We start from the raw sequence: 23,375 nt of genomic DNA, 5'->3' as shown, positions 1-23,375 counted from the left end.
TGCTCACACCACCCATTCCGGATCCCGTCGTTCGAGGAACGCCGTCATGCCCTCGCGCGCGGGCGCGGAGGCGAAGAGGCGTGCCGAGAGCGCGGTCAGGGCGTCCGCGTCCCGGTCGAAGGTCTCCAGCACCCTAGCCGTGAGCAGCCGTTTCGTCTCGGCGAGGGCCTCGGGGGCGGACCGGCGCAGGCCGTCGAGGACGGGGGCGAGGGCGTCGTCGACGTCCTCGCCGGCCGCCGTGAGCAGGCCGATGCGGGCGGCCTCGTCGGCGTCGAAGCGTTCCCCGGTGAGGTAGTAGCGGGCGAGGGCGCGCGGGTCGGTGCGCGGCAGCAGCGGCAGGGAGATCACCGCCGGGGCGACTCCGATCCGCACCTCGGTGAAGGCGAAGGTCGCCGCGCGGGAGGCGACGCCGATGTCGCATGCGGCGAGCAGCCCGAGCCCGCCCGCGCGGACGTGCCCGGTGACGCGGGCGACGACCGGTTTGGGCAGCTCGACGATCTGCCGGAGCAGCCCGACCAGCGCGGACGGATCGGGCGGGTCCTTGAGGTCGGCGCCCGCGCTGAACGTGTTGCCGGTGTGGGTGAGGACCACCGCGCGGACGCCGGGGTCCTTCCCGGCGTCGGCGAGCGCGGCGGCGAGGTCGCCGACGAGGGTGGCGGACAGGGCGTTGCGGCGTTCCGGGGCGTCGAGGGACAGCGTCTCGACGCCCCGGTTGCGACCGCGGCCGATCAGGGTCACGAGGGCTCCTTGTGCGCCGCCCGGAGTTCGCGGCGCAGGATCTTTCCGGAGGCGGCGCGGGGCACGCCGTCGATGAAGGTGACGTGCCGGACCCGTTTGTACGGGGCGACGCGTTCGGCGACGTACATCATGACCTCGCCCTCGGTCAGTTCCGGCGCGGAGGGGTGGCGGACGACGAAGGCGTGCGGGACCTCGTTGCCGTCCTCGTTGTAGACGCCGATGACGGCCGCGTCGGCGACCCCGGGGTGGGTGAGCAGCAGCGCCTCCAGCTCGGCGGGCGCGACCTGGAAGCCCTTGTACTTGATGAGCTCCTTCACCCGGTCCACGACGAAGAGCCACCCGTCGTCGTCGACGTGGCCGACGTCCCCGGTGTGCAGCCACCCGTCCCCGTCGATCATCGCGGCGGTGGCGTCGGGGCGTCCGAGGTAGCCCTTCATCACCTGCGGGCCGCGGATGAGGATCTCCCCGGACTCGCCGGGACCGAGGTCCTTGCCGGGGTCGTCGAGGGACACGATCCGCATCTCGGTGCCGGCGATGAGCTTGCCGACGGTGCCGGGCGGGGCCTCCTCCATGAGGTCGAGCGGTACGACGTGGGTGCCGGGCGACAGCTCCGTCATGCCGTACGCCTGCCCGACCGGCGGCAGGCCGAGACGCTGCGCGCAGGCCGCGGCGAGGCTCGCGTCCAGGGGTGCGGCGGCGCTGATGACGTGTTTCAGCGAGCTGAGGTCGTACTGGGCGACGAGGGGGTGCTTGGCGAGGGCCAGCACGATCGGCGGGGCGACGTAGAGGGCGGTGATGCGGTGGTTCTGGACGGCCGCGAGGAACTGCTCCAGGTCGAAGCGCGGCAGCACGACGACGGTCGCGCCGTGCCGCAGCGGGGCGTTCATCAGGGCGGTGAGGCCGTAGATGTGGAAGAACGGCAGCACGGCGAGCACGCGGTCGCCGGGGCCCGCCGTGATCGCCGGCTGGAGCTGGGCGAGGTTGGTGGCGATCTGCCGGTGGGTGAGCATCACGCCCTTGGGGACGCCGGTCGTCCCGGAGGAGTACGGCAACGCGGCGACGTCCTCGGCGGGGTCGATGCCGACGACCGGCTCGGGGGCCGTGGAGGCCAGCATGTCGATCAGTGAGCGGTGTCCGGGTGCGCTGTCGCAGACGAAGATCTCCTCGACGCCGCCCGCGAGTTCGGCTGCTCCGCGCGCGCTGTCCAGCAGGGGGGACACGGTGACGATCCACCGGGCCGCGCAGTCCTTCAGCTGCTTGGCGAACTCCTCGGGAGTGGCGAGCGGGTGCACGGTGGTGACGGAGGCGCCCGCGCGGGTCGCCGCGTAGAAGGCGGTGGGGAAGGCGATCGTGTTGGGGCTGTGCAGGGCGAGCACGTCCCCCTTGCGCACGCCCGCCTCGGCGAGTCCGGCGGCGACCCGCCGGTGGAAGCGGTCCAGCTGCTCGTAGGTGAGGGTGGTGCCGTCGGTGCCGTCGATCAGGGCCGGGGTGCTCCCGAACTCGGCGGCGCGGCCCAGCACCGCCTCGTGGATGGGGAGTTCGACCGGCGTGACGTCTGCGTACGCGCTGCGGAACATGGTTCCTCCAGGACGGCCGGGAGGCTTGCCGGTCGCCTAGTACGACTTGGGCAGGCCCAGGGTCTGGTGGGAGACGTAGTTGAGAATCATCTCCCGGCTGACCGGCGCGATACGAGACACGCGCGCGGCCGTTATCAGCGAGGCGAGCCCGAACTCACGGGTGAGACCGTTGCCGCCGAGGGTGTGCACGGCCTGGTCGACGGCCTTCACGCAGGCCTCGGCCGCCGCGTACTTGGCCATGTTGGCGGCCTCCCCCGCGCCGGTGTCGTCGCCCGCGTCGTAGAGGTGGGCGGCCTTCTGCATCATCAGGCGGGCCAGTTCGAGGTCGATGTGCGCCTGCGCGAGGGGGTGCGCGATCGCCTGGTGGGAGCCGATGGGCGCCTTCCAGACCGTGCGGTCGCGGGCGTACTCGACGGCGCGGGACAGCGCGAAGCGGCCCATGCCGATCGCGAACGCGGCCGTCATGATGCGCTCGGGGTTCAGCCCGGCGAACAGCTGGAGCAGACCGGCGTCCTCGTCGCCGACCAGCGCGCCGGCGGGCAGCCGCACGTCGTCGAGGGTCAGCTCGAACTGCTTCTCCGCCGCGCTGAGTTCCATGTCGATCTTGCGGCGCTCGAAGCCCGGGGTGTCGCGCGGGACGATGAACAGGCAGGGCTTGAGGCGCCCGGTGCGGGCGTCCTCCGTGCGGCCGACGATCAGGGTGGCGTCGGCGATGTCCACGCCGGAGACGAACACCTTGCGGCCGGTGAGGAGCCAGTCGCCGGTGGCGGGGTCGCGTCGGGCGGTCGTGGTGATGCGGTGGGAGTTGGAGCCGGCGTCGGGCTCGGTGATGCCGAAGGCCATGACGCGGGTGCCGTCGGCGAGGGCGGGCAGCCAGTCCCGCTTCTGCTCCTCGGTGCCGAAGCGGGCGATCACCGTGCCGCAGATGGCCGGGGAGACCACCATGAGGAGGAGGGGGCAGCCGGCGGCGCCGAGTTCCTCCAGGACGATGGAGAGTTCGAAGATGCCGCCGCCTCCTCCGCCGTGTTCCTCCGGCAGGTTGACGCCGAGGTAGCCGAGTCCGGCGGCCTCCGCCCAGAGTTCGGTGGCGGGCCTGCCCTCCTCGACCGTGCGGGTGAGGTACTCACGGCCGTATTTGTGGCCCAGGGCGGACACCGCTGCGCGGAGGGCCCTGTGTTCTTCTGACTCGATCACCGGCATGTGGGCTCCTTGGGAGGAGGGGCTGTGAGTCGTGGGGTGGGTGCGGGTTCGTTTGGGCTGGTCGCGCAGTTCCCCGCGCCCCTGGAGGGGCTGTGGCCCTCAGGGGGTTTCTTCCACTACCGCCAAGAGGGCGCCCAGTTCCACCTGTTGGCCGGGCAGTGCGTGGAGGGAGGTGAGCGTGCCTGCTGTGGGAGCGGTGATCTTGTGCTGCATCTTCATCGCCTCCAGCCAGAGCAGGGGCCGGCCCGCCTCCACCGTCGCGCCCTCGGTGACTCCCTCGGCGATGCGGACCACCGTGCCCGGCATCGGGGCGAGAAGTGAGCCGGGGGCATGACCGGCCTCGGGGGCGGGGAAGCGGGGGAGGGTGGTGAGGGCCGTGGCGCCGACGTACACGCGGTCGCCGTGGCGGGCGACCTCGTAGCGGCGGCGCACGCCGTCGATCTCCAGGATCACCAGGGACGTGTCCGCGTGCACGACCGTCACACCGTCGGCCGCCAGGCCCGAGCGTGTGTGGCGGTAACGGACCTCGTGCTCCTCGCCGTTCATCGCGTACCGCTTGACCTGCGGCTGCGAGGGCACGTTGCGCCAGCCGCCGAAGCGGGAGCGGCCGTGCGCGTCGGCGAGGGCGGCGGCGAGCGGCGCGTACGGGTCGGCGGCGGGGGCGGTGAGGGCGGACAGGTGGCGGTCGTAGAAGCCGGTGTCCATGCGGCCCTGCGTGAACTCCTCGTGGCGCAGGGAGCGGACGAGGAGGTCGCGGTTGGTGACGGGGCCGTGGATCACGGCGCGTTCCAGGGCGGCGGCCAGTCTGCGCACCGCCTCCGCGCGGGTGGGAGCGTGGGCGACGACCTTGGCGAGCATCGGGTCGTAGTGCACGCCGATGTCGTCGCCGTCGGTGTAGCCGGTGTCGAGACGTACGGCACCGGGGACGGCGAGGCGGTGCAGGCGGCCGGTCTGCGGGGCCCAGTCGTGGGCGGGGTCCTCGGCGTAGAGGCGGGCCTCGACGGCATGGCCGCGTGGGGCCGGCGGCTCGGGGTCCAGGGCGTGGCCCTCGGCGACGCGGATCTGCTGGGCGACGAGGTCGACGCCGAACACCTCCTCGGTGACGGGGTGTTCGACCTGGAGCCGGGTGTTCATCTCCAGGAAGTGCGCCCGGTCGCCGGCGACCAGGAACTCCACGGTGCCCGCGCCGACGTATCCGACCGCGCGGGCGGCGCGTACGGCGAGCGTGTGGAGCTCCCCGGTGAGCGCGTCGGTGAGGCCGGGCGCAGGGGCCTCCTCGATCACCTTCTGGTGGCGGCGCTGGAGGGAGCAGTCGCGGGTGCCGAGCGCCCACACGGTGCCGTGGGTGTCGGCGAGGACCTGCACCTCGACATGGCGGCCGTTCTCCAGGTACGGCTCGACGAAGACCTCCCCGTCACCGAAGGCGCTCGCCGCCTCCGCGCGGGCGGCGGCGAGTTCGGCGTCCAGGCCGGCGAGGTCGCGCACGACGCGCATGCCGCGTCCGCCGCCGCCCGCCGCGGCCTTCACCAGCACCGGCAGGTCGGCCTCGGTGACGTCGGTGAGCGGCTCGACGCCCATGAGCCGCTTGGCGCGCGTCTTGGACGCCATCGCCTCGACGGCCTCCGGCGGCGGCCCGATCCACACCAGTCCGGCGTCCTGGACGGCGCGCGCGAAGCCGGCGTTCTCGGAGAGGAATCCGTAGCCGGGGTGCACGGCGTCCGCGCCGGCCGCGAGGGCGGCCTTCACGATCAGGTCGCCGCGCAGGTACGTGTCGGCGGGCGCCGAGCCGGGGAGCCGTACGGCGGTGTCGGCGACGCGTGTGTGGAGGGCGCCGGCGTCGGCGTCGGAGTGCACGGCGACGGTCGCGATGCCGAGGTCGCGGCAGGTGCGGGCGATGCGGCAGGCGATCTCGCCGCGGTTCGCGACGAGGACGGAAGAAATCACGGGTTGCCTCACATCCGGAAGACGCCGAAGCCGCCGCGCGCGCCCTCGTAGGGCGCGGTGTGGACGGCGGACAGGCACAGGCCGAGGACGGTGCGGGTGTCGCGCGGGTCGATGACGCCGTCGTCGTACAGCCGCCCGGACAGGAACATCGGCAGGGACTCGGACTCGATCTGCTGCTCCACCATGGCGCGCAGCGCCGCGTCCGCCTCGTCGTCGTACGGCCGGCCCTTCGCCGCCGCGGACTGGCGGGCGACGATGGACAGCACGCCGGCGAGCTGCTGCGGGCCCATGACGGCGGACTTGGCGCTGGGCCAGGCGAAGAGGAAGCGCGGGTCGTAGGCGCGGCCGCACATGCCGTAGTGGCCGGCGCCGTAGGAGGCGCCCATGAGGACGGACAGGTGCGGGACGCGGGAGTTGGAGACCGCGTTGATCATCATCGCGCCGTGCTTGATGATGCCGCCCTGTTCGTACTCCTTGCCGACCATGTAGCCGGTGGTGTTGTGCAGGAACAGCAGCGGGATGTCGCGCTGGTTGGCCAGCTGGATGAACTGCGCGGCCTTCTGGGACTCCTCGCTGAACAGGACGCCCCGCGCGTTGGCGAGGATGCCCACCGGGTAGCCGTGCAGGGACGCCCAGCCGGTGACCAGGCTGGTGCCGTACAGCGGCTTGAACTCGTCGAAGTCGGACGCGTCGACGATCCTCGCGATCACCTCGCGCGGGTCGAAGGGGGTCTTCAGGTCGCCGGGGACGATGCCGAGCAGTTCCTCCGGGTCGTACTCGGGCGGCTCGGCGGGGCCCGGATCGGGGTACGCCTTGCGGTGGTTGAGGCGGGCGACGACCCGGCGGGCCTGGCGCAGCGCGTCCGGCTCGTCCACGGCGAAGTGGTCGGCGAGGCCGGAGACGCGGGCGTGCATGTCGGCGCCGCCCAGGGACTCGTCGTCGCTCTCCTCGCCGGTCGCCATCTTCACCAGCGGCGGGCCGCCGAGGAACACCTTGGCCCGCTCCTTGACCATGATCGTGTGGTCCGACATGCCGGGCACGTAGGCGCCGCCCGCCGTGGAGTTGCCGAAGACGACGGCGACGGTGGGGATGCCGGCCGCCGACAGCCGGGTCAGGTCGCGGAAGATCGCGCCGCCCGGGATGAAGATCTCCTTCTGCGAGGGCAGATCGGCGCCGCCGGACTCGACGAGGCTGATCAGCGGCAGCCGGTTGGCCAGCGCGATGTCGTTGGCGCGCAGGGCCTTCTTCAGCGACCAGGGGTTGCTGGCGCCGCCGCGCACCGTCGGGTCGTTGGCGGTGATCACGCACTCCACGCCCTCGACCACCCCGATGCCGGTCACGAGGGAGGCGCCCACGGTGTGGTCGCTGCCCCAGGCGGCCAGCGGGGACAGTTCCAGGAACGGGGTGTCCGGGTCGAGCAGCAGCTCGATGCGTTCACGGGCGAGCAGCTTGCCGCGTCCCCGGTGCCGCTCGACGTACTTCTCGCCGCCGCCCGCGAGGGCCTTGGCGTGCTCGGCGTCGAGTTCGGCCAGCTTGGCGAGCATCGCCTCCCGGTTCTCCCGGTGGTCCGGGTCGGACGGGTTCAGGGCGGACGCGAGGACCGTCACAGGAGCACCTCCGGGATGTCGGCGTGACGGAAGCGCAGCCACTCCCCCAGCGCCTTGGCCTGCGGATCGAAACGGGCCTGTGCGGCGACGCCCTCGCCGAGGATCCCCTCGACGACGAAGTTCAGGGCGCGCAGGTTGGGCAGCGCGTGCCGGGTGACGGGCAGGTCCCGGGCCTCGGGGATCAGCTCCCGGAACCGCTCGACGGTCAGCTCGTGCGCGAGCCACCGCCAGGCGTCGTCGGTCCGCGCCCACACACCGACGTTGGCGTTCCCGCCCTTGTCCCCGCTGCGGGCGCCGACGACCCGGCCGATCGGCGCGCGGACGGCCGGCCCCGGCGGGAGCGGCTCGGGCAGGGCGGGGGGCGGTACGGCGTCGAGGGCGGCGGTGTCCTGGGGCGGGTCCACGGTGATCCGGCGCCCGTCGTGGAGGACGGCCACATGGTGTACGTCCCCCTGGGGGACGTACGCCTCCTCGAAGACCCCGTACGGGGAGCCCTTGCCCGGTGGCGCCACCACATGGAACCCGGGGTAGCTCGCCAGCGCCAGCTCGATGGCGGCCCCGCTCAGCACCCGCCCGACCTTCTGCTGGTCCGGGTCCCGTACGACGAGACGCAGCAGCGCGCCGGCGGTCTCCTCCGTGTCGGCGTCGGGCTTGTCGGTGCGGGCGAGGTCCCAGCGCACGTCCGCGGGCGGGGACGCGGCGAGGGCCTCTCCCATCTGCTCGCGGACCAGTGCGGCCTTGGCCTCGATGTCGAGTCCGGTGAGCACGAAGACGACCTCGTTGCGGAACCCGCCGAGCCGGTTGCGGCCGACCTTGAGCGTGGGCGGCGGAGCCTCTCCGCGCACCCCCTCGATCCGCACCCGGTCGGGCCCGTCCTGGGTGAGCGTGACGGTGTCCAGGCGTGCGGTGACGTCCGGCCCGGCGTACCGGGCGCCGCCCGTCTCGTACAGCAGCTGCGCGGTGACCGTGCCGACGTCGACGAAGCCGCCGGTGCCGGGGTGCTTGGTGACGACGGCGGAGCCGTCGGGGTGGATCTCGGCGAGGGGGAAGCCGGGCCGGCGCAGGGCGCGGGGATCGCGTTCGGCGAAGAACGCGTAGTTGCCGCCGGTGGCCTGCGCCCCGCACTCCAGGACGTGCCCGGCGACGACCGCGCCGGCCAGCCGGTCGTGGTCGGAGGGCTTCCAGCCGAAGTGCGCGGCGGCGGGCCCGGTGACCAGGGCGGCGTCGGTGACCCGCCCGGTGACGACCACGTCGGCGCCGGCCCGCAGGCACTCCCCGATGCCGAAGCCGCCGAGGTAGGCGTGCGCGGCGAGGCTGCCGGGGTGGCGGGCGGTGAGGTCGTCGCCCTCGACGTGGGCGACGCGCACGGGGATGCCGAGGCGGTCCGCCAGCTGTCTCACGGCGTCGGCCAGCCCTGCCGGATTGAGCCCGCCCGCGTTGGTGACGATCCGGACGCCCTTGTCGTGGGCGAGGCCCAGGGTGTCCTCGAGCCGGCGCAGGAAGGTGCGGGCGTACCCGGCGGCCGGGTCCTTCAGCCGGTCGCGGGCCAGGATCAGCATGGTCAGCTCGGCGAGGTAGTCGCCGGTGAGGACGTCGAGGTCGCCGCCGGTCAGCATCTCGCGCAGCGCGTCGGAGCGGTCGCCGTAGAAGCCGGAGAAGTTGCCGATGCGCAGGGGCTTCGCCGTCACCGCGCGCCGTCCCCCTTCGGCTCCCGCCCGCCACCGGGCGGCCCGGCGAAGGCCTGGGCGATGTCCAGCCAGCGGTCGGCGTCGGGGCCGTCGGCGGTGAGGTCCAGGTCGGCGCGGTGGGCGCGCCGGGTGACCAGGAGGCAGAAGTCGAGGGCGGGCCCGGTGACCCGCTGGGGGGCGTCCTCGGGGCCGTACGCCCAGACGTCGCCGCCGTCCGGCGCGGTGAGCTCGACGCGGAACGGGTCGGCGGGCGGGGTGAGGCCGTGCACGCCGTAGGCGAAGTCGCGGGTGCGGACGCCGAGCCGGGCGATGTGGCGGAGGCGGCCGGTGGGCGCGCGGGTCACGCCGAGCGTGTCGGCCACGTCCCGGGCGTGCGCCCAGGTCTCCATCAGCCGGGCGGTGGCCACGGAGGCGGTGGACATCGGGGGCCCGAACCAGGGGAACCGCGCCCCGTCCGGCGCCTCCCGCAGCGCCTTCTCCAGCGCCGCGCGCCCCTCCCGCCAGCGGGCGAGCAGCGCGGCGGGCTCGGCGCGGGCGTACTCCTCGGCGCCGTCGTCGACGTACGTGTGCGGAGCGGCGAGGGCCTGCTCGACGAGCGCGCGGAAGCCGTCGGGGTCGGTGACGGCGGTCCGGGCGCAGTGGTCGGTCCAGGCGAGGTGCCCGATCTGGTGGGCGACGGTCCATCCGGCGGCGGGTGTGGGCAACGCCCACCGCTCCGGCTCCAGCCCGGCCACCAGCCGGTCGAGCTCCTCACTCTCCTCACGCAGATCGTCGATCACGGGCGTCGGATCGGACACGAGTCGCTCCCCTCGGGGCACGGACACGGCGGTGTGCGGCGTGGTGAGGAGCATGGCAGCGGTACTGAAAACAAGCAAGCGTGCTTGCATGATTGAGGCCGTCCGGAGCACGACCGACGACAAAGGCCGCGCCCTCGCCGGGGACGCGGCCTTTCTCCCCGCCTGTCAGTCCTTCCGGACCGTCATGTCAGATGGCCGAGCCGGAACGGCCGGGCTGCGGGGCGCGCGTGGCGGGACCGTGCCCCGGGACGCTTCCGGATGTCGACGCCGGCGGGGCGACGTCAGTCCTTGGTGAGGTTCGCGCCCGCCCTGACCCGGCGCCGCCCCACCTGCGTCCGCACCGCCCCCATGCTCGCCGCGATGACCAGGGCGATGGCGGCGGCCTCCGTCGCGGCGAGGGCCTGGTCGAGGACGAGGAAGCCGGCGGTGGCCGCGAGGGCCGGTTCCAGGCTCATCAGGATCGCGAAGGTCGAGGCGGGCAGGCGTCGCAGCGCGAGGAGTTCGAGGGTGTACGGCAGGACGGACGACAGCACCGCGACCGCCGCGCCCAGCGCGAGGACCGTCGGGTCCAGCAGCTTCGTGCCGGACTCCAGCACGCCCAGCGGCAGGAACAGCACCGCCGCCACCGCCATGGCGAGCGCGAGCCCGTCGGCCTGCGGGAAGCGGCGCCCGGTCCGCGCGCTGAAGACGATGTACGCCGCCCACATCGCCCCGGCGCCCAGCGCGAAGGCGACGCCCAGCGGGTCGAGGCCGCTGAAGCCCCCGCCGCCCAGGAGGAACACGCCGGTGAGGGCGAGCGCGGCCCACACGAGGTTGACCGCGCGCCGGGAGGCCAGCACGGAGAGGGTGAGGGGGCCCAGCACCTCAAGGGTGACCGCGGGGCCGAGCGGGATGCGGGCGACGGACTGGTAGAAGAGGCCGTTCATCGCGGCCATGGCGATGCCGAAGACGATCACCGTGCCCCAGTCGGTGCGCGAGTGACCGCGCAGCCGCGGCCGGCACAGCACCATCAGCACCACCGCCGCGACCAGCAGCCGCAGGGTCACCACCCCGAGCGCGCCGGCGCGCGGCATCAGCGTGACCGCGAGCGCCCCGCCGAACTGCACGGAGACGCCGCCGGCCAGTACCAGTCCGACCGGCCCGAGGGCGCCGCGGCGGCCGCCCGGGGCGCCGGCCCGCGCGGGTGCGGGGCCGTGGGCCTGCCCGGAAGCGGTGGACGAGGTGGCGGCGCTGGGGGTGGTCACGGTGCCTTCCAGGGAGGTAGGGGACGCGAGCGGTGCGAGGTGATGCGCGACTGCATCGAGTGTGCACCTCGATGTACTCACGGGTCCAGCGTATTGGACTACGTCAGCACCGTGAAGCGTTTATATACCTGACGATGCGACCCGGGTCCCGTCCGGGTCAACTCCGTCCACGGTGCGGACGTCCTACCCGGTACGGTTCCCCCTGGTGACACCCCGTCCGCTTCCCCCTTTCGACTGAGGTTCCGTGCGACGACTCCTGGTCCGTGTCTGGCGGCTCCTGCGCCCGCTGCAGAGCCGCATCGTGTGGCTGCTGCACGCCAAGTTCGTGGTCGGCGTGACGGGAGTGGTGCGCGACGACGAGGGACGGGTGCTGCTGCTCAAGCACCGGATGTGGCCGCCCGGCCGCCAGTGGGGCCTGCCGAGCGGCTTCGCGCGCAAGGGCGAGGACTTCCGGGCGACCGTGGTGCGCGAGGTCAAGGAGGAGACCGGCCTCGACGTGGAGGTCGGCCGGCTGGTCATGCTGAACAGCGGCCTGCGCACCCGCATGGAGGTGGCCTTCGAGGCCCGCCTCCTCGGCGGCGAACTGCGCCTGGACCCGTTCGAGATCCTGGAGGCACGCTGGTGCGAACCGGACGCCCTCCCCGAGGGCGTCCAGCCGGTGTGCCATCCCCTGGTGCGGGGCGGGACGACGCCCTGAGGACGTGAGGAGCGCCCCCGCGCAGGGCTACCGCACCTCGATCCCGAAGTCCTGGACCAGTTCCTCCAGGCCGCCCCGGTATCCCCTGCCGCCGAGGACGAAGTCCCAGTCGCCGCCTGCGCGGCGGCGGAACGAGCCGAGGACCAGGGCTGTCTCCCCCGCCCGGCCGTCGGACACCTCGAGACGGCCCAGCTCGGTCAGACCCGGGTCGAGGAGGCGGATGCGGGCGTCCGTGAAGCCCGCGAGGTCGGCGTCCGGGTTCACCTCCGGGTCCACGGCGGCGACCAGCACGAAGCGGTCGGCCTCGTCGGGCAGGCCGTCGAAGGCGACGCGGATCGCGGCCTTGTCGGGTGCGGTGGCCTCCAGGGCGCGCACGGCGCCGTCCGGGGTGCCGGGGTTGTTGAAGAAGACGAAGTGGTCGTCGCTGAGCACACGGCTGCCGCGGCACACCAGCGCGCACACGTCCAGCGCGACGCCGCCGGTCCAGCTCATGCCCAGGACGTTGTAGTCGTCGGGGAGCCGGTCCGCGTCCGGGTCCGCCGGACGGCCCGTGTCCCGCGTCGTCCCGTCGCCGAGCCGCCCCCGCAGCCCGTGCCGGTGGAGGAGGTCCACCAGTTCGGGGCCCGCGACGAGCTCCAGGGGCTTGCCGGCTGCGAAGGTGTGTGAGCCGGGGCCGAAGCCGGACGTCGTCACGAGGACGCCCTTGTTGGCGCCGGCGTCCTGCACGGTGCCGTAGAGGTCGCGCACGGCGGTGGGCGGCACCGTGTTCCGGTAGCGCTTCACCTGGACGACGATCTTGCCGCCCCGGATCGGCGTCGGGTCCAGCGCGTCGACGTCCACACCGCCGTCGTTGGAGCGCTGGGTGGTCACCGCCTGCATGCCCATGGCGCGGAAAAGATCGGCGACCAGATGCTCGAAGGCCACCGGGTCCATGGCGAACAGGTCGGGATCCTCGTCGCCGCCGTGGGCGACGACCCGGTTGCCGACGTCCTGCGGACGCCTTGCGGGCCGTACGGCCGCGAGTTGGTCGGGGCGTGCCGAGACCTGACCGCGCAGCGCGTCGGCGAAGCAGCTCTCCGGGTCCACCTGCGCCAGGTGCAGCTCCTGGAACACGGCGCGCTCGGCCATGACGGTGGCGAGGCAGATCCGCCCGGGCCGGCCCGTCGTCGGGTCGTGCCCGTCGACGAAGCCGTTCAGCGCCACCGACTCCAGGGCGCCCTGCTCGTCCGCGGCGAACAGCTCGTGCAGCACGAGCAGCATGCACTGGGCCAGGACCTCCCTGTACAGCGCACGCCGCCGGCCCACGGGGCGGGGCGTCTCCTTGTCCTGGTCGACGCTCGCCATGTACCGGACCGACTTGGTCTCCGGCACCACGTCGTACGCGGGCAGCTCCCAGTCCAGGACGAGCTGCCCCGCCGCCCGGTCGTAGGCCGCGGCCACCTGGCGCGGGAACCCTTCCGGCCAGGCCGTCGAGGAGTACAGGGCGGCGGAGAAGTACTCGATCACGGCGTCGGGCTCACGGCGGCGTACGCCCTCGACGGTCGCGTTGACCCCGGCGTTGTGCCGCCGCACCTCGGCCAGCTGGGCGTCGGCCCACTCCTGGTACTGCCGCTGGTAGGCGGCGAGTTGCTGCTGCCGCTGCGCCTCGGCGGCCTGCGCCGCGTGCCGGTCCCGCTCGAACCGCGCCCGCGCCTCCGCCTGGGCCTGGGCCCTGCGGTTCGCGGTCCAGCCCCCGCCCTGCGGCTGGTAGTACCGCTCGTCCGGCATGGGCACCGGCTGGGCGAGCGGTCCGGGCGCGAACGGCTGCACGGTCTCCGCCCGCATCAGTGCCGCGGCCCGGAACGGCGCCGCCCGGCACCCCGAAGCGAGCAGCTCGCGCAACGACGCGACCCGCGCGTCCAGTTCCTCCGTACGCCGGAGGGCCTCCGCCTTCCGGTACTCACGGTGGTCCCGCTCGGCGCGCCGCTGATGCGCCCGCGCCCGCTGCTCCTCCTGCCGGCGCCGCCTGGCGTCGGCCTCCTGCTGACGCTGCTGCTGCCGCTGCATCTCTGCCCAGACGCCGACAAAACCGGTGGAACGACGACTCATGCGCTGCGGGCCCTCCCCCAAGGCACTCCGGTTGTCCCCACAACCAGCTGTGACGCACGACTCTAACCAGCGACGGCTGCCCCGCACACCGGCTTGACGGAGGCTGTCCGGGGTTCGGCGCGGCCCGAAGTCCGTGGCGGTCGCCCGACCGCTTGTTAGGGTGCGCCCCGTGGCAGAGATCAGGCAGGTGCAAGTCACGTTCGACTGTGCGGAGCCCGAGCGGGTGGCCCGGTTCTGGTGCGAGGTGCTGGGGTACACCGTCGTGCCGCCCGAGGGGTACGGCTCCTGGGACGAGTTCAACCGGGAGCGGTTCCCCGACGGGGAGGGCGCCTGGTGCTCGGCGAGTGACCCGACCGGCGCCGGGCCGCGGCTGTTCTTCCAGCGGGTGCCCGAGGGCAAGACCGTCAAGAACCGCGTCCACCTCGACGTCCGCGTCGGCACCGGGCTGACCGGTGAGGAGCGGCTCGCCGCGCTGGAGGCCGAGTGCGCCCGGCTGGTCCCCCTCGGCGCCACCCGGCAGCGGCTGCTCTACGACGGCACCGACTCGTGCATCGTCATGCAGGACATCGAGGGGAACGAGTTCTGCCTCGACTGAGGCAAGGCGTCACTCCTCCTCCAGCGCCTCCGCCAGGATCTCCGCCAGGTGACGGCCCCGCACGCCCCCCAGCTGCTCCAGCTGCGTCCGGCAGGAGAAGCCGTCCGCCTGGACCACCGCGTCCTGTGGCGCCTCCCGTACGGAGGGCAGCAACTGCTCCTCCGCGCAGGCGCGCGAGACGTCCTCATGCCCCCTCTCGAAGCCGAAGTTGCCCGCGAGGCCGCAGCAGCCGCCCGCCAGCTCGCCCGTGAGGCCGGCCGCCTCCCGGAGTCTGCGGTCGGGACCGTCGCCCAGGAGCGCGTGCTGGTGGCAGTGGGTCTGGCCGGTGACCGGGCGGTTCACGGCGGGCGGGGTCCAGTCGGGGGCGTACCGCTCCAGCGCCTCGGCGAACGTCACGACACGGGACGCCAGTTGTGCCGCACGCGGGTCGTCGTGCACAAGCTCCGGGGCGTCCGTGCGCAACGCGGCGGCGCAGCTCGGTTCCAGCACCACCAGCGGCGCGTCCGTGGCGAGAACCGGTTCCAGGATGTCGAGGGTGCGCCGCACCACCGCACGGGCGCGGTCCAGTTGGCCCGTGGAGATGTACGTCAGGCCGCAGCAGACCCGGCCGCGCCGTGCCGTCAGCAGGGACAACGGAGAGCGTGACCGGGCGTCGCCCACGCGCCCGCCGGACCGTGGCCGCAGCGTCGGCGGCAGCACCACCCGCATCCCCGCCGCCTCCAGCACCCGTACGGCCGCCCGGCCCACCGACGGCGACAGATGCTCGGTGAAGGTGTCCGGCCACAGCACCACCAGTGGGCCATCGTCCTCGGCGGACCTCCGCCTCCGCCTCCACCAGCGGCTGAAAGGCTCCGTCGCCAGAGACGGGATCTCCCGCTCCCCCGCGATCCCGCCCATCCGCTTCGCCACCCTTGCGAGCGGCCGCACCGAGGCGAGCGCGTTCGCCACGCCCGCCGTCCGGGTCCGGGCCGCCCAGGACAGCCACACCGGCAGCCACCCCATCGCGTAGTGCGCGGCGGGACGGCGGCGGCCCGCGTAGTGGTGGTGCAGGAACTCCGCCTTGTACGTGGCCATGTCGACGCCCACCGGGCAGTCGGACCTGCACCCCTTGCAGGACAGGCACAGGTCGAGCGCGTCCCGTACCTCCGTGGAGCGCCAGCCGTCCGTCACCAGCTCGCCCGCGAGCATCTCGTGCAGCAGCCGGGCGCGCCCGCGCGTGGAGTGCTCCTCCTCCCCCGTCGCCCGGAACGACGGGCACATCACGGCGGACCCCGACACGGACGTCGTGCGGCACTTGGCGACGCCCACGCAGCGCCGCACCGCGGCCGAGAAGTCACCGGCGTCGGCGGGGTAGCCGAAGGCCACGTCGACCGGTTCGCGCGGGAGGGCGGAGAAGCGGAGGTCCGCGTCGAGGGGCGCGGGGCGGACCAGCATGCCGGGGTTGAGCAGGCCGTCCGGGTCCCACACGCCCTTGACCCGCTCGAAGAGGGCGACCGTCTCCGCGCCGTACATGCGGGGCAGCAGCTCCGCGCGCGCCTGCCCGTCGCCGTGCTCGCCGGAGAGGGAGCCGCCGTGGGCGACGACGAGGTCCGCCAGCTCCTCCGAGAAGCGCCGGAAGCGGGCCACGCCCGGCCCGGTCAGCAGGTCGAAGTCGATGCGGACGTGGATGCAGCCGTCCCCGAAGTGCCCGTACGGGGTGCCGCGCAGACCGTGCTCGGCGAGCAGCCCCCGGAAGTCCCGCAGATAGTCGCCGAGCCGGGCGGGCGGCACCGCGCAGTCCTCCCAGCCGGGCCACGCCTCGCTCCCGTCCGGCATGCGCGTCGCCGTCCCGCTCGCGTCCTCCCGGATGCGCCACAGCGTGCGCTGCCGGGCCGGGTCGGTGACCACCAGCGCGTCCACGACGTCCGCCGCCCGCACGATCGCCTCCGCCGCCGCGCGCGCCTCCGCCCCGGTGTCCCCGCCGGCCTCGACGAACAGCCACGCCCCTCCGCGCGGCAGGCCGGCGGCGGACGGCACGAGGTCGGCCGCCATGCCCTCCACCGTCAGCGGCCGGTACGGCAGCAGTCCCGCCGCCGCCTGCGCGGCCCCGCTCTCGTCGGCGTACGCCAGCACGGCGAGCGCGCGTGCGCGGGGCGCCCGTACGAGGGTCAGCTCGGCCTCGGTGAGCACGGCGAGGGTGCCTTCCGAGCCGCAGAGTGAGCGGGCGACGTCGGCACGGTTCTCGGGCAGCAGGGCGTCGACCGCGTACCCGGAGATGCGGCGCGGCAGATCGGGGAAGCCCGTGCGCAGGCGTGCCGACTCCCCCTCCACGAGCGCGCGCAGGCCCGCCGGGGCGCCCGCCCAGCCGGGTCCGGGGCGCAGACGTTCGCCGCGCGCGGTGATCACCGACAGGGTGCGCACGTTGTCGGCGGTGGTGCCCCAGGCGACCGAGTGGGAGCCGCAGGAGTTGTTGCCGATCATGCCGCCGAGGGTGCAGCGGCCGTGGGTGGAGGGGTCGGGGCCGAAGCGGAGGCCGTGCGGGGCGGCGGCCTCCTGGAGCCGGTCGAGGACCAGACCGGGCTGGACGACGGCGGTGCCCGCCTCCGGGTCGAGGGACAGCAGACGGTTCATGTGGCGTGTGAGGTCGAGCACGATGCCCGTGCCGGTCGCCTGTCCCGCGATCGACGTGCCGCCGCCGCGCGGCACCACGGGCACCCCGCGCTCCCGGCACACCGCGAGCGCCGCCGCGACGTCGTCGGCGTCCCGGGGCGCGACCACGCCGAGCGGAATCCGGCGGTAGTTGGAGGCGTCCATCGTGGTCAGCGCCCGCGCGGTGACGCCGAGGTCCACCTCGCCGCGTACCGCCGCGCGCAGGGCCGCCGCCAGTTCCCGCTGATCCGTCATGCCCTCAGGATGCCTCCGGCGGGGTGCGGCGCGGGCGGCGGCACACCCTCCGCGGAACCGTCCCGGGACGCGCGGCCATGGCCGTTCAACCAAGAACGGAAGCAGAATCTTCCCAAGCCGATCACGAACTCCCATATAGTGACCGCGAGTTGCGCGCAGTTGTCGGACCTCGTTCGCAAAGCGACCCCTGCATCAGGTCCGGCGTCCCATCGAACCGCCCGAGGGCCGCGCAGCCACGACGGCGCACGCCCGCGGACCCGACCGAGGACCTGACCGAGGACCTGACTGATGACCTCCCCCCTGCTCCCCGGCGACCGCCCCACCCCCCGCAGCCTGCTGCCCGCCCCCGTGCTCACCGCCGCGTTCTGCGCGGTCGCCGTCGTGGCCTCCTTCGTACTGGTCCCGCAGGCCGCGATCGGCGCGGTCCTGGTGACCGGCGTGGTCGCCTCCGTGCTGCTGTGCGCCGCCGTCACGGCCGCCGCGTACGCCCGGCTGTCGGCGCGCGCCGCCCGGGAGCGGCTGGAGGCCGTCACCCAGGACGTCGGGCGGCTGCTCCAGGAGCGGTCCCGGCTGACCGAGGACGCCCGCCGCCAGCACGAGCTGCTGACCGGCGAACTCACCCGGGAACGCGCCCGGCTGTCCGCCGAGCTGGACCAGGAGCGGGCCCATCTCGCCGAGGCGCTGGCCGACGAGCGCGACCGGCTCGCCGAGCAGCACGCGGCCGAGCTGGCCCGGCTGGCGCACGAGCGGGCCGAGGAGCGCACCCGGACCGACGACGCACACACGGCGGAGCTGGCCCGGTCCGCCGAACGGCACACCGCCGAACTGGACCGGCTCACCGCCCAGCACGCCGACGAACTCGCCAGGCTGGCCGCGGAGCACACCGAGGAGCGGGAGCGGCTGGAGGAGGAGCGCGACCGCCTGGCGCGCGAGCGGATCCGCCTGGCCGGGGAGAACGCGCGGCTGACCACCCGGCTGCGGGAGGCCGAGGGCGCCCGCGCGGCCGCCCTGGCCGCCACCGCCAACGCGGCAGGACGGATGCAGGCGCTGGCCACCGGCATGCTCGCCGACCTGCGTGCGATGGAGGAGAAGCACCACGACGAGGAGGTTCTCGCCGACCTGCTCCACCTCGACCACCGGACCGCCCAGGCGGGCCGCCTCGCCGACTCCGTCGCCGTCCTCACCGGCGCCCGCTCCGGCCGCCGCTGGGCCCGCCCCATCCCGATGGAGTCGATCCTGCGCGGCGCGATGGGCCGCATCGCCGGCTACCAGCGGGTCCGCGTCCACTCCGCCAGCGACACCTCCGTCGCCGGGCACGCCGCCGAGGGCGTGATGCACGCGCTCGCCGAACTCCTCGACAACGCCGCGAACTTCTCGCCCCCGACCGCCGAGGTCCACGTCTACGTGGAGGAGGTCCCGGCCGGTGTCATCGTGTCCGTCGAGGACAGCGGTCTGGTGATGGGCGAGGCGCAGCTGCGGCGCGCCGAGCGGGCCGTCTCCGGCGAGTCCACCGGGCTGGGCGGTCTCACCGGCACCCGGCTGGGCCTCGCGGTCGTCGGCCGGCTGGCCCGGCGGTACGGCCTGCGGGTGTCGTACCGGCCTTCCGCGCGCGGCGGCACGGGCGTGCTGGTGCTGCTGCCGCAGGACATCCTCGTGCCGGCGGACGCGGCGCCCCTGCGGCCGGTCACGGCCCCGGCGGCCCGCACCACCCTCACTGCGACGGTGAAGGGCACGGACGGCAGGGACCGGGAGGCGTCCGCACCGCAGGCCACGGAACCGTCCGCCCCGGCGGACCCGGAATCCTCCGCCCCGACGGACGCGGAACCCCTCGGCGCGCGGGACCGGAAGCCGTCCGGCCCGAAGGACGACCAGCCGTCCGCCGCCGAGGACGAACCGCTGGTCCTCCCCCGGCGCCGCTCCGTGACCGAGCCCGAGCCCCGCCACGGCGCCGCCGACGACAGCACCCCTTCCCCCGCCTCTCCCGGGACGGAGCGCCCCGCCGCCGCGCCCGTCCTCCCCGCGCCCTCCTACGCCGCCGCCCGCTCCGGCGGTGACGTGGACGCCGACCCGGTGCCGGCCCACGCGTCCGCCGACGACGACGCCCCGCCCCTGGTGCTGCCCCGCCGGCGCCGCGGCCGGACCCTCGCCGAGGCGGAGCGCCGGGCGGCAGCGGTGAGCCGTGCCGCGGAGTCCCGGCCCGCGCCCACGGCCGAGGAGACCCGGGCCCGCACCGCCCGCTTCAGCAGCTTCCGCCAGGCCGTGCGCACCCCCACCCCGGACGACACGGCCGACCCGGACGCGGGCGTCACCCCGGCCCGTGACACCACCCCCGACCCCGAGACCGCACCTCAGCCCACCCCCGTGACTTCGGAAGGCGACACCACCTCATGACCGGCACGACCACCGCGGACGAGAAGCTCACCTGGCTCATCGAGGGCCTGCTGGAGCGCACGCCGGGCGCGCGCCACGCGCTCGTGCTGTCCCGTGACGGCCTGAAACTGTGCCGCACGACCGGGCTCTCCAACGACCAGGCCGACCAGCTCGCCGCCATCGCGGCCGGCATCCAGTCGCTGTCGCACGGCGCGTCCGTCGAGTTCGGCGACGGCACCGGCGGCGTGCGCTCGGCGATGACCGAGTTCTACGGCGGTGTGCTGTTCATCGTGGAGGCCGGCGAGGGCGCGCACCTGGCCGTCGTCACCACGGAGGACGCGGACGCCGGGCTCGTCGGGCACAACATGAGCGAGCTGGTGGAGCAGCTCGGCGAGCACCTGACCGCGCAGCCGCGCACCTCATGAGCCGGCCCGGCAGGGACGACGCGCCCGACCGGCTGTACACCCTCACCGGGGGGCGCAGCCGGTCCGGGCCCGACAACCCCTTCGACCTGGTGACCCTGGTCGTCGCCGAGTGCGACCCCGTCCCCGGCATGCAGTCGGAGCACGCGGCGATCCTGCGTCTCACCGGACGGCCCACGGCGGTCGTGGAGATCGCGGCCGAGCTGAGGCTGCCGGTGAGCATCACCCGGATCCTGCTGTCCGACCTCCTCGCGGCGGGCCGGGTCAGCGCCCGCCACCCCCGCAAGGCCGCCGTACCCGACCCCGACATCCTGGAGCAGGTGCTCGTTGGACTCCGCAACCTCTGAGACGCCCGTGGCGTCCGAGACGCGCACCCCGCTGGGCGCGTCGGCCGACAACGGCCTGAAGATCGTGGTCGTGGGCGGCTTCGGCGCCGGCAAGACGACGATGGTCCGCTCCGTCAGCGAGATCCGTCCCCTCAACACCGAGGAGACGATGACCCAGGCCGGCGAGGGCGTCGACGACCTCAGCGGGGTGCGCGGCAAGACCGCGACCACCGTCGCCTTCGACTTCGGCCGCATCACGCTGGACGAGCGCAACGTGCTGTACCTGTTCGGCGCGCCGGGGCAGGAGCGGTTCTGGTTCCTGTGGGACCGGCTGTTCTCCGGCACGCTCGGCGCGGTGGTGCTGGTCGACACGCGGCGCATCGACGACTCCTGGTACGCCATCGACCGGCTGGAGAAGCACGGCACGCCGTTCATCGTGGCCTGCAACGACTTCGGCGGGCCCGTCTTCACCCCGCAAGCGATCCGCGAGGCGCTCGACCTGGACCCGCACGTGCCGCTGGTGAACTGCGACGCGCGGTCCCGGGAGTCCAGCAAGATCGTGCTGATCACGCTGGTGGAGCACATCAAGGAGCTGTACGCCGATCAGGCCCGAGCCCCCCGTCAGGAGCTGGTGTGAGTCCCGCCTCCGTCCCCGACGCCGTCCGCTTCAGCGGCCCTCTGCTGCAGGACGACCCGGCCCGCGTCTACCGCGAGCTGCGCCGCGAGCACGGCAGTGTGGTGCCGGTCGTGCTCGACGGCGACGCCCCCGCCTGGCTGGTCCTCGGCTACCGCGAGCTGCACCAGGTCACCGGCGACCCGGTGCTGTTCAGCCGCGACTCCGAGCTGTGGAACCAGTGGGACAGCATCCCCGACGACTGGCCGCTGCTGCCGATGATCGGCCGCCGTCAGCCGTCCATCCTCTACACCGTCGGCGAGCGGCACCGGGAACGGGCCGCGATGCTGGGGAACGCGCTGGAGGCGGTCGACCCGACCGAACTGCGCGGCCATTCCGAGCGGTTCGCGGACGAGCTGATCGACGCGATCTGCCCGCGCGGATCCGCCGACGTCATCGGCGAGTTCGCGATGCTGCTGCCGGTGCGGGTGCTGGCCCGGCTGTACGGGTTCCCCGACGACAAGGGTCCCGCGCTGGTCACCGCGCTCAACGACATGATCGACGGGCGGGAGCGGGCGCTCGCCGGGCAGACGCACCTGTTCACGTCGATGACGGAGCTGGTGGCCCAGCGGCGCAAGGAGCCCGCGGAGGACGTCGCCTCCCGGATGCTCGCCGACACCTCGGGGTTCACGGACGAGGAGATCGTCCAGGACCTGATGGTGATGATGGCGGCCGGGCACCAGCCGACCGCCGACTGGATCGGCAACTCACTGCACCTGATGCTCACCGACTCCCGGTTCGCGGCCTCGCTGTTCGGCGGACGCAACAGCATCGCCGAGGCGATGAACGAGGTGCTGTGGGAGGACACCCCGACGCAGAACGTGGCCGCGCGGTGGGCGTCGCGCGACACGCAGCTCGGCGGTCGCCGCATCCGGGCCGGGGACATGGTGCTGCTGGGCCTCCAGGGCGCCAACTCCGACCCGCAGGTGCGCACCGACGGCTCGGCCCTCACCGGCGGCAACAGCGCGCACTTCTCCTTCGGTCACGGCGAGCACCGCTGTCCGTTCCCGGCGCAGGAGATCGCCGAGGTGATCGCCCGTACCGGCATCGAGGTGGTCCTGGACCGGCTGCCGGACATCGACCTGGCCGTGCCGGCCGGCGCCCTGACCCGCCGCCCGTCGCCCTGGCTGCGCGGCCTGTCCGAGCTCCCGGTCACCTTCACACCCACCCCCGCTCTTGGAGGCTCGCTCGCATGACGGCTGGTACGGACCTCACCGCGACCGACACGGAACAGACCCGCATCCCCCTCGACCCGTTCGTCTCCGACCTGGACGCCGAGAGCGCCGCGCTGCGCGCCGCGGGGCCGCTGGCCGCCGTGACCCTGCCGGGTGACGTGCCCGTGTGGGCGGTGACCCACCACGCCGAGGCGAAGAAGCTGCTGACCGATCCGCGGCTGGTGAAGGACATCAACGTCTGGGGCGCCTGGCAGCGCGGGGAGATAGCCCCGGACTGGCCGCTGATCGGGCTGGCGAACCCGCCCCGCTCCATGCTCACCGTGGACGGCGCCGACCACCGGCGGCTGCGCACCCTCGTCGCCCAGGCGCTCACCCCGAGACGGGTGGAGCGGATGCGGGCCCGGATCACGGAGCTGACCGAGTCCCTGCTGGACCAGGTGGCGGCGCAGCCCGGCGACAGCGTCGACCTGAAGGCGGTGTTCGCCTACCCGCTGCCGATGTACGTCGTCGCCGACCTGATGGGGCTGGCGGAGGAGCGGCTGCCGCGGCTGAAGGAGCTGTTCGAGAAGTTCTTCTCCACGCAGACCCCGCCGGAGGAGGTCGTCGCCACGCTCACCGAGCTGGCCGGGATCATGGCCGAGACGGTGGCGTCCAAGCGGGAGAACCCGGGCGACGACCTGACGTCGGCGCTGATCCAGGCGTCGGAGGACGGGGACCGGCTCACCGACGAGGAGATCGTCGCCACGCTCCAGCTGATGGTGGCGGCCGGGCACGAGACCACGATCTCCCTCATCGTCAACGCGGTGGTCAACCTCTCCACCCATCCGGACCAGCGCGACCTGGTGCTGTCCGGGAAGGCGGACTGGTCGGCGGTGATCGAGGAGACGCTGCGCTGGTCCACGCCGACCTCGCACGTGCTGATCCGGTTCGCCACCGAGGACGTGCCCGTGGGGGACAAGGTGCTGCCCGCCGGGGACGCGCTGATCGTGTCGTACGCGGCGATCGGGCGGGACGAGCGGGCCCACGGGCCGACGGCGGGCGTCTTCGACATCACCCGGGAGAGCCCCAGCCGGCACATCTCCTTCGGTCACGGCCCGCACGTCTGCCCCGGCGCGGCGCTGTCCCGCCTGGAGGCGGGCGTCGCCCTCCCGGCGCTGTACGCACGCTTCCCGAAGCTGGACCTGGCGGTCCCGGCCGGTGAGCTGCGCAACAAGCCGGTGGTGACCCAGAACGACCTGTACGAGCTGCCGGTGACGCTCGGCGGGTGAGAGACGCGGGTGGCGGGCGGCCCTCCCCCCGGACCGTCCGCCACCCGTCCCGGTGACGCGTCTCAGCGGCGCGTCTCAGCGGA

18 protein-coding genes are annotated in these 23,375 nt (G+C 74.0%); 8 read left to right on the top strand and 10 right to left on the bottom strand.

Annotation, left to right across the window (positions count from 1 at the left end; translation table 11 throughout):
- Positions 1–3: 3 nt before the first annotated feature.
- The 8 genes from ELQ39_RS18180 to ELQ39_RS18145 all read right to left on the bottom strand — a co-directional run bounded on the left by ELQ39_RS18180 (position 4) and on the right by ELQ39_RS18145 (position 10,795).
- Positions 4–738: an enoyl-CoA hydratase family protein gene (locus ELQ39_RS18180; protein ID WP_190002908.1), complete on the bottom strand. Its 735-nt coding sequence runs from the start codon at positions 736–738 to the stop codon at positions 4–6.
- Positions 735–2,315: a 4-coumarate--CoA ligase family protein gene (locus ELQ39_RS18175; protein WP_242592804.1), complete on the bottom strand. Its 1,581-nt coding sequence runs from the start codon at positions 2,313–2,315 to the stop codon at positions 735–737. The genes ELQ39_RS18180 and ELQ39_RS18175 overlap by 4 nt, the downstream gene beginning before the upstream one ends.
- Before the next feature lie 36 nt (positions 2,316–2,351).
- Positions 2,352–3,515, bottom strand: coding sequence for an acyl-CoA dehydrogenase family protein (locus tag ELQ39_RS18170; protein ID WP_242592802.1), 1,164 nt, complete (start codon positions 3,513–3,515; stop codon positions 2,352–2,354).
- 99 nt (positions 3,516–3,614) lie between these two features.
- Complete coding sequence (locus ELQ39_RS18165; RefSeq protein WP_242592800.1) at positions 3,615–5,459, bottom strand: acetyl/propionyl/methylcrotonyl-CoA carboxylase subunit alpha; 1,845 nt, start codon at positions 5,457–5,459, stop codon at positions 3,615–3,617.
- Positions 5,460–5,467: 8 nt separating this feature from the next.
- Complete coding sequence (locus ELQ39_RS18160) at positions 5,468–7,066, bottom strand: acyl-CoA carboxylase subunit beta (RefSeq protein WP_225628002.1); 1,599 nt, start codon at positions 7,064–7,066, stop codon at positions 5,468–5,470.
- A complete protein-coding gene (locus ELQ39_RS18155; RefSeq protein ID WP_242592798.1) occupies positions 7,063–8,754 on the bottom strand; it encodes an acyclic terpene utilization AtuA family protein in 1,692 nt (563 codons plus the stop codon). Before ELQ39_RS18155 ends, ELQ39_RS18160 begins: the two co-directional genes overlap by 4 nt.
- Positions 8,751–9,551: a TIGR03084 family metal-binding protein gene (locus ELQ39_RS18150; protein WP_242592796.1), complete on the bottom strand. Its 801-nt coding sequence runs from the start codon at positions 9,549–9,551 to the stop codon at positions 8,751–8,753. The genes ELQ39_RS18155 and ELQ39_RS18150 overlap by 4 nt, the downstream gene beginning before the upstream one ends.
- Before the next feature lie 281 nt (positions 9,552–9,832).
- Complete coding sequence (locus ELQ39_RS18145) at positions 9,833–10,795, bottom strand: EamA family transporter (protein ID WP_242592793.1); 963 nt, start codon at positions 10,793–10,795, stop codon at positions 9,833–9,835.
- A gap of 244 nt (positions 10,796–11,039) precedes the next feature.
- On the opposite strand from ELQ39_RS18145, the gene ELQ39_RS18140 reads away from it, so the two are divergent.
- Positions 11,040–11,492, top strand: coding sequence for an NUDIX hydrolase (locus tag ELQ39_RS18140; RefSeq protein WP_242592791.1), 453 nt, complete (start codon positions 11,040–11,042; stop codon positions 11,490–11,492).
- 27 nt (positions 11,493–11,519) lie between these two features.
- Here ELQ39_RS18140 and ELQ39_RS18135 read toward each other — a convergent pair whose 3' ends face one another.
- A complete protein-coding gene (locus tag ELQ39_RS18135; protein WP_242592789.1) occupies positions 11,520–13,580 on the bottom strand; it encodes a restriction endonuclease in 2,061 nt (686 codons plus the stop codon).
- Positions 13,581–13,749: 169 nt separating this feature from the next.
- On the opposite strand from ELQ39_RS18135, the gene ELQ39_RS18130 reads away from it, so the two are divergent.
- Positions 13,750–14,175 carry a VOC family protein gene (locus tag ELQ39_RS18130; RefSeq protein ID WP_190002918.1) on the top strand — a complete coding sequence of 142 codons (426 nt, stop codon included), beginning with the start codon at positions 13,750–13,752 and terminating at the stop codon, positions 14,173–14,175.
- Between the two features lie 9 nt (positions 14,176–14,184).
- Here ELQ39_RS18130 and ELQ39_RS18125 read toward each other — a convergent pair whose 3' ends face one another.
- A complete protein-coding gene (locus ELQ39_RS18125; RefSeq protein WP_242592788.1) occupies positions 14,185–17,058 on the bottom strand; it encodes an FAD-binding and (Fe-S)-binding domain-containing protein in 2,874 nt (957 codons plus the stop codon).
- 288 nt (positions 17,059–17,346) lie between these two features.
- On the opposite strand from ELQ39_RS18125, the gene ELQ39_RS18120 reads away from it, so the two are divergent.
- From ELQ39_RS18120 to ELQ39_RS18095, 6 genes are read left to right on the top strand one after another with little or no spacing between them, the layout of a single operon-like run.
- On the top strand, positions 17,347–19,449 hold the full coding sequence (locus ELQ39_RS18120) for an ATP-binding protein (protein ID WP_242592786.1): 2,103 nt from the start codon (positions 17,347–17,349) through the stop codon (positions 19,447–19,449).
- Positions 19,446–19,853, top strand: a complete 408-nt coding sequence (locus ELQ39_RS18115; protein ID WP_190002921.1) for a roadblock/LC7 domain-containing protein — start codon at positions 19,446–19,448, stop codon at positions 19,851–19,853. The genes ELQ39_RS18120 and ELQ39_RS18115 overlap by 4 nt, the downstream gene beginning before the upstream one ends.
- Positions 19,850–20,197, top strand: a complete 348-nt coding sequence (locus ELQ39_RS18110) for a DUF742 domain-containing protein (RefSeq protein ID WP_137209428.1) — start codon at positions 19,850–19,852, stop codon at positions 20,195–20,197. Before ELQ39_RS18115 ends, ELQ39_RS18110 begins: the two co-directional genes overlap by 4 nt.
- Entirely contained in the window at positions 20,178–20,813 is a 636-nt protein-coding gene (locus ELQ39_RS18105; RefSeq protein WP_386056436.1) for a GTP-binding protein, read from the top strand. The genes ELQ39_RS18110 and ELQ39_RS18105 overlap by 20 nt, the downstream gene beginning before the upstream one ends.
- Positions 20,810–22,045, top strand: a complete 1,236-nt coding sequence (locus ELQ39_RS18100; protein WP_242592784.1) for a cytochrome P450 — start codon at positions 20,810–20,812, stop codon at positions 22,043–22,045. Before ELQ39_RS18105 ends, ELQ39_RS18100 begins: the two co-directional genes overlap by 4 nt.
- On the top strand, positions 22,042–23,292 hold the full coding sequence (locus tag ELQ39_RS18095; RefSeq protein WP_242592782.1) for a cytochrome P450 family protein: 1,251 nt from the start codon (positions 22,042–22,044) through the stop codon (positions 23,290–23,292). Before ELQ39_RS18100 ends, ELQ39_RS18095 begins: the two co-directional genes overlap by 4 nt.
- The last annotated feature ends 83 nt before the right edge of the window (positions 23,293–23,375 follow it).

Origin of the sequence: Streptomyces sp. GB4-14, from assembly GCF_022696125.1 — a bacterium.
GTDB lineage: Bacteria > Actinomycetota > Actinomycetes > Streptomycetales > Streptomycetaceae > Streptomyces > Streptomyces werraensis.
The sequence above is the reverse complement of the archived record's forward strand: the minus strand, read 5'-3'. Positions and strand labels throughout refer to the sequence as shown.